Genomic DNA, 9500 nt, shown 5'->3' on the forward strand with positions numbered 1-9500 from the left:
TCGGTTATTTTTACGAAAGTAGTTACTTTTTTGGCTTTGCTTGCATGTAAAAATCTTGCAATAAATGTAATATCCACTATTATAATCCAGGCTATTCCCAATAACATTAATAATACATACGCCCAAATTACACAACCATTAATTAAATTGTAACTATTGTTCCAAAACAGTATTGCCAATCATAATCAAAAGCATCAATGATGCCCTTCGCCCAAACTTCTTCCATCTAGATATACATCTTTAGTTTCCTAACCTTGGCATAAAATGAAAGAATAATTCCATACATTAACTCACATATGAAATCATTCTTTCTTGATAAAAAACATTTTCAAATGTCTAATATTACTTTTTTAGTTTAATCTAATTTGAAGTCAACTCATTTAATTGTAAAAGTCTCTCTTCTATTAATCTCGCTTTAAAAAGAGGTGCTTTAGTTGTTGCTGGATCGACTGTATAGAATTTCTTGTTTTGCGCATTATAAAGTGAGATTTCCTTTTTTGTCTCTCCAACTTTAACATATTTAATATCACTGATTTTGAATTTCTTAACTTTTCCAAAAAGTGCAGGATAAACTGTTACATCATCTTCCTCAACGATCATTTTCCATCGTGCTCCTGACACTTGAAAAAGTATTCCTATAAGAAGTGTAACCGCAACTATTACAAAATATGGAATCATATCTTTTCCTTTTTCTTCAATTCCTAGTGAAAAGAATATTGCCATACAAATTGAAAGACCTACTGCAATTCTTCCTAAAACTGTTGAGGCTGCTGGTAAAAATGACACAAAATGGTGTGTGTCCTCCTTATCCAAAATTGCTCTTTCCAACTCCATAGTCCTTCTTTTTTGTTCTTTTTCATACCATGTTGATAAGCAACCCATTATAATTGCTCCAAAAATACCATATATCATTTCGATACCTCCATTTTTAATGTATTCTCATAATCTTAAAACTTTTGATTATAAGTATTTTTTTTATTTTATCTATGATTCTAATTGGTATTTAATCATAGGTAATATCTTTTCTTAACCCCTGGCTTTTCAAGTTTGGATTCGAGTAGTTTTTTATATAATGCATCTACTGTTTCAAATCCGTAACAAATTGATTCATTGTCTAACTGCATTTTTTTATCCTTATAAGAGATTTCATAAACTATCTTTTCTTTTGACTTATCATTTATATCCTTCACACAAAATCCATCATCATCTACTCTATCAATCTTACAAGGAAATTCCTCAAGTATTTCTTTACCATGATAATGTCTCATTATAGGTTTATCGCGGCATATTGATAAACAATCTCTAGTTTTTAAGTAAGCTTTTATCATATAAATGAACACAACTGCATACACTGTAAGCATTGCAGTTTCTGGCACTGGCTTCGTCACAAAAAGCATAGATATATGTGTTAGTAAAATCAGAGATATAGCACCAAAAAAATATTTTCCTAATCTCTTAAAAACGTTTCCATCATCTGATTTAACTCTTATAAAATGATCCTTTTTGTCTACAACTTTTTCAAAACCATTAAAATAATAATTCCATACTCCTAATAAAAGATATAAAGCATTCAATGTTACATACAACGCTAATTCTGCCGTTCTATCTGTATATTTCCTTGAAAATACCAGTTTTTCTTTTCCTTTATCTATCTCGGTAATACACCCTATATGTGACAAAGGATAATATCTTACGGTAACATGTGTATTCCAAAGCTCTCCTGGATCTTCAGTGCATAATAAATAGACATCTCTATTCTCATATTTAGCTATATTCTCTATGTGATATTTATCTATTTCATAAGATCTATAATCATAATGTGGCGAATCAAGATCGCTCCATTTTATTACGCCTGAAAACTCTCTATAATTATCAAAGATAACATTTGGAGCATCTAATATGATCCGCATGTTCTTTACCGGTGCAGTTACAATTCCACTCATAATTATTACTCCAATTAGCAAAACTGCCGAAAATGCCCTCGCAAATGGACCGTATTTGTTATGCTTATACATATCATAGATATAAGATCTTGCAGATTCAATTGATAAAAGCAAACAACCAATACATATAACTGCTTCTAAATAATATCTATTTACTATTGAAATTGGCATAATTCATTCCTCCATAATTTATCTATTTTGCATATTATTATTTTACAATACATTTATCCTCTAGGAACTTATTATAAGAATTCTCCTGAATCAATCTATATGCGATTGACCTTACAGAAACATTATCCTTCAATCCTGATTTAAGCATATACAAGAAATAATTCTTTGCATTACCCTTATACTCAGACTTTGCAAGTTCAACTATTATTTTCAATTCTTCTTTATTGGCTTTTCTTGCCTCCTTTGAAACAAGCCCCTTTAATAAACTAATATCCTTCTTTGTCCATTCTCTGAAAATTCCATTAGCTTCATCTTGATCCATGCCTTTTTGAAGCATCTTTTCTACTTTACTTCCACTGAATCCTACTTTTTCTGCAAGTTTCTTTTCTAGTTTTTCTGTTCCTTTCGAGATTTTTGACACCTTTATTTTATCCCCAACTCCAGCAGTAAAGGTACCCCAAATTGAATCTCTAGCTGTTTCTTTCAAAATAGTAGCCTGATCTTTTTTATCTTTAGCATTTGTTGCAACTTTCAATTCATTACTTGCAAATGTTGTAACTCCACAGTTTACTGCATTTCCTGCAACCGGGCCAGCATACAACGTTACTTCCGCTCCAATTGCTCCACCAACAGCTGCACCTGTATAATCCTGCCAAGATGACAATTCAAGTTTTCCATGTTGAACAGAATGAATCATATCACCAACGAACGTGTAACCTACTCCACTTATAGCTCCAGCACCCATCGCTGCTAAATCATCCCAGCCACACCAATATCCTGTCTTATCAGTTGAACTTAAAGGATTTTGTACCGTATATACATATGTATTCATTGTCATTGGCATTATTGCAGTTCCTTTTATATTGTCTTCACCTGCAAAAATACCATCATTTGCCCTATACTCTCTAGCCTGAGCATAATATGTTTCTGCTAATCTATCATACTGATATCCAGTAAATCCAAATGGTTGTAACGAACTATTCTTGTTATATGTATTATTTCCAAATTCATCAAAACTATATGTTTCAACATTATCATAATTAGTATCAAACAATCGTATTGGTGTACCCATAGGATCATTTAAACATAAATATCGATCTAATGATTTAGTTTCATCAAATTCTATGTTTTCAACAGTAACCAAATTCTCATCCCAAAGATACTGTTGCATCATATTGTTTTCCGTTTTCTGTAACAAATTATTATATTCTCTTGTCAAATCAATAATCCAATTACTAGAAATTGATTTTCCATTTATAACAGATTTCTTTCCAACTCTATGACCTAAACCATTATATACATAATCACTACGATTACCACTTTGATCTATTACTCTTTCTAATCTATTCAACGAACCATATAAATACTGATGTTTTATAACATTATCTTCAACAATTTGACTTAAATTGCCTCTTTTATCATAGCTATAATTATATTCATGCTCTAAATCTATCCCATCCTCTGTTGTAATCTTATGTTTTAGTTGATTATTATCATTATACTCATAATAATTTGATGTCTTTTTTTCAAAATTCATAAACGATAATCTGTTTCCAAATGCATCATAAGTATACTTTCTTAAAGCCTTTCCATCTTTATGAACATCAACCAATCTTGATAGTTTATCATAACTATAAGTGTATAATCCATTTTCAGAATCCATATTTCGCCTTTTTTTATTTATACCAACTAGATTCAATACTTCGTCATACTTATAGACAAATTCATCTACAATACCTTTCGAATCTGAGTTTGTAATTTTCGACAACATTCCTTTCTCATTATACTCGTATCTTGACGAAAGTCCACAATTAACTTTCTTTTCTAAAATCTGACCATTGTTATTATATACATAATTTACAATATTTTCTCCGCTCACAAGCTCTGTAAGTAAAGAATCTTTATTGTATTTATATTGTACTTCTTTTCCATTTGGATATTTTAGATTTTTTCTATTTCCAAGAGCATCATATTCATACTCAACATTTTCGCCTGATGGATATGTTACTTTCGTAATTTGTCCTTCCGAATTTTTTTCAAACTTCGTTATTCCTAGCCAATCTTTTATTTCAATTAGCCTTCGTAAAACATCATACGAACACTCAACTTCTTTTCCATCAGCATACTGAACTTTTTTAACGTCACCACTTAAATTATATACAAACTTAGTAGCAAAACCTTCTTTATCTATTCGTTCTGTTAATTCACCTCGTTTATTAAAACTAAACTTTTCTTTTTGTCCTAAGCCATCAATAGCTGTTTTAATATTTCCAAGTAAATCTCTCTCATATTTTTTTGATATTACTTTTCCAGTGTTGATATCCTTCTGATAAATTTCAATTAATCTATCACATTCATCATATACATAGCTTGTTTCATTGCCTTCAGCATCAACCACTTTTGTAACTTCTCCCGTCAAAGAATACTCATACTTCGTTACAGCTCCTTTTTGATTAACTGCTTCTATCAAATTGTTCATGGCATCATACTTATACTCTATTGTAGTTCCATCGTAAATTTTTTCTTTTATTAATCTATTAAGAGAATCATATTCATATTTTGTAGAACATCCAAATTCGTCTATAGATTCGATAACATTACCATTTGGATCATACAAATATTCTGTACAAGTACCATTAAAATCTATATGTTTTGTTATATGATTTGTTCCTTTTAGATATTCATAACTTTCAGTTCTTCCTATCTCATCTGTAATTCTATAAATATTGCCCATCAAATCATATTCATATTTTCTAAAATGTCCCTTGTTATCTTCCTCTTTTATCAACTTACGTGTCAAATCATATTGTCGAACAACATAATCCCCTAACGGATTAACTACTTTTGATACATTTCCATCTTCATCATATTCATATGTTGTCACAGCATCATTGGGTTCAATAACTTTTATTAATCTATTATCTTCATCATATTCATACTTTGTTATAGCCCCTTCTTCATCTTCTATTGAAACAATATTTCCGACAGCATCATATTTATATCTAATAGAATTTCCTAATGCATCTTTACGTCTTGTCAATAAATCATTTTCATTATAAATAAAAGTTGTTTCAGCACCATTTGGAAGAATTATTTTAGAAACATTCCACATCGTATCATATTTGAACGAAGTTTTTCTTCCTAATTGATCAGTTACTCCATCTAACTTATTTAAATTATTATATGTTTTCATAACTGTACTTCCATCATAATCAACAATTTTAGTAACTAAACCACTTTTATTATACTCAAATAACTTAGAAAATCCTTGAGCATTAGTTTGTTTTACAAGATTGCCAACTATATCATATTCATATGTTGAAACATTATCATTAAAATCCTTAGTCTTTACAACTTGATTTAACCTATTGTATTCATAAGCAGAAAAATTGCCATACGCATCAATTATCCTTTTTATATGATTTCTATCATCATATTCAATACTATACTCAGCCCCATCTGGCATAATTATCTTACTTGGATTATCCCCATTCGAATACTCAAATTTTACCGAGCGATTAAGTACATCACCAAATTCAAGTATTTTACCAAATGAATCATATTTTGTGTATTTTCTTTTTTTCCCATTTACATAAAAAGCAGTTGGTTTATTGTGTTCTTCAAATTCAATTTTACAACTTAAGCCACTAGGTCTTATAATTCCAGTCATATTACCTTTATAATCATATGAATATTTTGTTATATTACCATTCTTATCTTTGAAAGATGTTTTTAAATTCATATTATTAAATGTGAATTCTTCTGTACCATCGCTGTAAACAATTTTTGTATTTCTTAATCTATCATCATGATAATTAATTGATTTTGAGCCATTTCTTTCAATCATTGTAATTGAATGGTTTTCATCATTATAAATATATTCCATCTTTGATCCATCTGGAAAATATTGCCTTACTGTTCTTCCATTTGCATCAAATTCATTCTCTACGGCAATTATGTTATCTGCATTCTGAACGCTTTCTAATTTTCCATTTGCTGAATAATTATAAACTATTTCCGAACCATCTGCCTTAATTACCTTTATAAGTAAATTATCCTTATACTCATAATGTACTGTTCTTTCACATTCATCACATACACTTTCTAGTAATCCATTTTCATTGTATTTAAATCTAAAAAATTCACCTGTTTTCTTAGTAACTTTTTTTAGAAATATAACATCATTTTTCTTAATATATGATAAGACAAAACTATCTCCATTTACTCCATTCCATCTTATAAGTTTTCCTTCATTATCAAATAAATATTCATCTCCACAAAGCTTCTCATATCTAAATCCTTCTTCTGTCTTTCTTAATGTGGCATGTTGCCCAAAAATAATAGCATATTGAAAATCATCAACCTTGGAAAAAAGTTGCTCTTGTCCGTCTTCTAAGAAAACTTTTACAAAATTTTCTCCATAACATACCACTTTTATTTCATAATTTGAATTCCAATCTTTTCCGAGAAATCCAACATATGAGTTTACAGAATTATAAAATCTTTTAAAATAGAATGAATCATCATCCTTTTCTCCGTATCTAATATCTATGCTGTCATATATAAAATTACCCGTTGATAAATTAACAGGATCCTTACTGTATTTTGACTGTTCTTTATTTATTCCCTTTTGATAGCTTGCTATGTTATTTATAATTCCATCTAATTCTTGAGATGTCATATTAAACTTATCTACTTTTTCTACCAACAATCTAGAAAAATCCTCTGACTTAATTGTAAGCGGAGTAGTATCGATAAATTGAATCATGTTGTCTATCTCATTTTGAATACTCACTTGTATTTTTTTTAGCTCTTCAATTTGTTTTGAGTATTCACTATCAACTTTCACTATTGTGTTTACTGCTTCTAATGCTTTGTCTATTTTAGACTTTGTATCTTTAAAATCACTCATTGCAATTTTACTTAAGCTTTTTATTGCACTTGCAAATTCTGCATCCGACACGGTTGAAATACTTGACAAGCAACATTTAGCTTGCGCTTTACCTAAAATTCCCTGAATTTCTTTCAATTTATCACAAAACTGATCTAGTATTTTTTTGTCATCTTTTAATAATTCTTCTATTTTATCTTTATCAAAAACTCTATCCATTTTAAATCTCCCATTAGCTGAATTTTAAATTCTATTATTTGTTACTTTTTACTACTTGCCTTTTTTGTCTTTTGCATATCTTTTGCCATAGATGAATCTAATTTTTTAAACGAATTACAAACATTCCTAATTCCAGCGTTTATTTTACCAGATAAATTTGAAAAATTAACAAACAAATTTTTGTCATCATTAAGCGTACTTTCTATGTTTTCTTTAAATGCGCCTTCCTCACTAGCAATTTTTTTTACAGAAGTCACATAACTGTTCCCATTATCTAGCAACTTTTTTTTAGCACCTGACTCAATTTCTTGTAATTTATTTTCAACATTACTGTAGTTTATTTTCAGTTTTTCACTTGACATAGCCTATATCTCCTTCCATGCTTTTGCTGTTTTTTATCTATTCTATAAGCTGATCTATTCTAGCAATTGATTCCATATACGCACTTATTATTTTATCTTCTGCTCCATAATAAGCTAAAGCATCATTCTTTATACATTTTAATCGTTCAACAATTGAATTAATATTTTTAGAAACCTTTTCCGCGTTCAAATCTCCATTATATCCTACTAAATCATTTAATTGTTTTACAATCACATCTATGTTATTTCCATAGTTTTGTTGTAATTTAGAAATATCATCCAGTAGGCTTTTATAGTTTTCATCGTTAAAAGCGACTTTATTTGTATTACTCATTTTTCTCCTCCTTACTTTTTTATTGTGCTGAGTGATGCTGCTTCTTTGTTTAATTTGGAAATAAGCTCTAGTAACTCTGTTTCTGTTTTTTTTGATTTTTTCACAGCATCATCCATCGTTTTTTTTATATCATCCATGGTCTTTGACAAATCAGTTGCCATTCTACCTTCGTATACGCCTTTTTTTACAATTTTAAGATAATCCCCTTCAAGTTTTTTGTTTATGAAAGTTAAATCAAATACACTTTTTTCTAATTCACTCTCATATTTTTTCAGCTCATTAACCACCTTTTTAATTTTGTCTACCTGAGTTTTAGTATTAACCCCTCCAACATCTCTGTAATCATTGTACATAATTTTCCTCCTTTATATCTCATCAGCCAACATGATTTTTCTTATTCCTGTCGGTTGCATTTGATATCCAAAATGAACATCTTTGTTATGCTCTCTCATTCTTCCAACTTCAAAAATCATCTGTGATGTGGCATCTCCTAGAATGATTCCATTTTTTAATGCTTGAAGCTTATCTACTAGCTTGCCTGTTCTTATACCAAACCTTGTATCTGATGCAACTATTGGAACTATTCCCCAATCGATTGCATCTGAAAGAATATCTAATTCATCTATTTTCATTTCATCTTTATATAGCTGCGTTATTTCTTGAATAACGTCTATCACTATATAACTTCTTTGTAACTTACTTGCATATTCACTTGGTGTAAGAAGCGGCTCATCTATCCTTGCATCTTCGAAATCTTCTTTTCTTCTTTGGATATCTTCTGTTAACTCTTTTAAGATAATATTGTAATTATCCATACTTCCTGCCTGATATGATGCATTTTCACATTCATTTGCAACCTTGGCTAATCCCATGCTTGAGTTATCCATTATATATATTTTTTCTGCTTGTCCACTTTTTGCAATAAATGACAAAATATTTTTAAGTACTGTAGTTCGGCCCATCTGAGTTTCACCAACTATAAGCCCCATTCCTTTCGAAACATCTAATCCAACCACATTTAACTGTTCTGTCTCGATACCGATTGGTATCTGAGATAGGTGCGATTCGTTTTCGCCTGCTATTATTTTTCCTGTCTCTGATATAGTTGTATTTTGTGTCTGCGAAACCATCTCTTCATATCCTGGATACTCTGGAAGTTGGCTAATGTGGAGCTCTTCTGGAAGGACTGGTATTCCTTTGGCTTTTTTCTCTGTTGATTTTTTTGCCAGTGTTGATACAAACTCTTTAAGTTTTTCTATGTATGTTAGTTCATCTGGGCATGGCACTGGAGTGTATAGTTGCATCATGTCAATTTCATCTAACTTGACTAATGCACGCCCTTTTTTATCTTCTGGAACATCCATTGTTGTTCTTCCAATAAGGCTTCTGATTTCGCTATTATCGAAATTGTAGCCTGCTATTTTTTCTTTAAAATTATTAAGGACAACTGCCCTCATGGCTGCGCATCGTGTCATCGTTGTTGCTATATAAATACCAAGACTTGCACCATCTCTAGCTAACTTTTGAACAAACATTTCCATGTCATCACCTAATTCTTTTAGGGCATCATAATTATCTAT

At 30.1% G+C, this 9500-nt stretch carries 7 protein-coding genes; all 7 read right to left on the reverse strand.

Features of this window, described 5'->3' with window-relative positions; translation table 11 throughout:
• Positions 1-360: 360 nt before the first annotated feature.
• On the reverse strand, positions 361-912 hold the full coding sequence (locus BLV79_RS11890; protein ID WP_027422646.1) for a DUF6560 family protein: 552 nt from the start codon (positions 910-912) through the stop codon (positions 361-363).
• 95 nt (positions 913-1007) lie between these two features.
• A complete protein-coding gene (locus tag BLV79_RS11895) occupies positions 1008-2114 on the reverse strand; it encodes a hypothetical protein (protein ID WP_074719207.1) in 1107 nt (368 codons plus the stop codon).
• 37 nt (positions 2115-2151) lie between these two features.
• Entirely contained in the window at positions 2152-7224 is a 5073-nt protein-coding gene (locus BLV79_RS11900; protein ID WP_074719208.1) for a DUF6531 domain-containing protein, read from the reverse strand.
• A gap of 41 nt (positions 7225-7265) precedes the next feature.
• Positions 7266-7586, reverse strand: coding sequence for a hypothetical protein (locus BLV79_RS11905; protein WP_074719209.1), 321 nt, complete (start codon positions 7584-7586; stop codon positions 7266-7268).
• A gap of 37 nt (positions 7587-7623) precedes the next feature.
• A complete protein-coding gene (locus tag BLV79_RS11910) occupies positions 7624-7920 on the reverse strand; it encodes a hypothetical protein (RefSeq protein WP_074719210.1) in 297 nt (98 codons plus the stop codon).
• A gap of 11 nt (positions 7921-7931) precedes the next feature.
• Positions 7932-8273, reverse strand: a complete 342-nt coding sequence (locus BLV79_RS11915; RefSeq protein ID WP_074719211.1) for a hypothetical protein — start codon at positions 8271-8273, stop codon at positions 7932-7934.
• Positions 8274-8285: 12 nt separating this feature from the next.
• Positions 8286-9500, reverse strand: a 1215-nt coding sequence (locus BLV79_RS12815; RefSeq protein WP_159429360.1) for a hypothetical protein, incomplete at its 5' end; no start/stop codon positions are given.

It is taken from the genome of Lachnobacterium bovis DSM 14045 (assembly GCF_900107245.1).
Classification (GTDB): Bacteria; Bacillota; Clostridia; order Lachnospirales; family Lachnospiraceae; genus Roseburia; species Roseburia bovis.

What these genes read in the sequence shown, in the direction of transcription:
- BLV79_RS11890 (WP_027422646.1), bottom strand. Translation starts at nt 912, where the DNA reads ATGATATATGGTATTTTTGGAGCAATTATAATGGGTTGCTTATCAACA.
- BLV79_RS11895 (WP_074719207.1), bottom strand. Translation starts at nt 2,114, where the DNA reads ATGCCAATTTCAATAGTAAATAGATATTATTTAGAAGCAGTTATATGT.
- BLV79_RS11900 (WP_074719208.1), bottom strand. Translation starts at nt 7,224, where the DNA reads ATGGATAGAGTTTTTGATAAAGATAAAATAGAAGAATTATTAAAAGAT.
- BLV79_RS11905 (WP_074719209.1), bottom strand. Translation starts at nt 7,586, where the DNA reads ATGTCAAGTGAAAAACTGAAAATAAACTACAGTAATGTTGAAAATAAA.
- BLV79_RS11910 (WP_074719210.1), bottom strand. Translation starts at nt 7,920, where the DNA reads ATGAGTAATACAAATAAAGTCGCTTTTAACGATGAAAACTATAAAAGC.
- BLV79_RS11915 (WP_074719211.1), bottom strand. Translation starts at nt 8,273, where the DNA reads ATGTACAATGATTACAGAGATGTTGGAGGGGTTAATACTAAAACTCAG.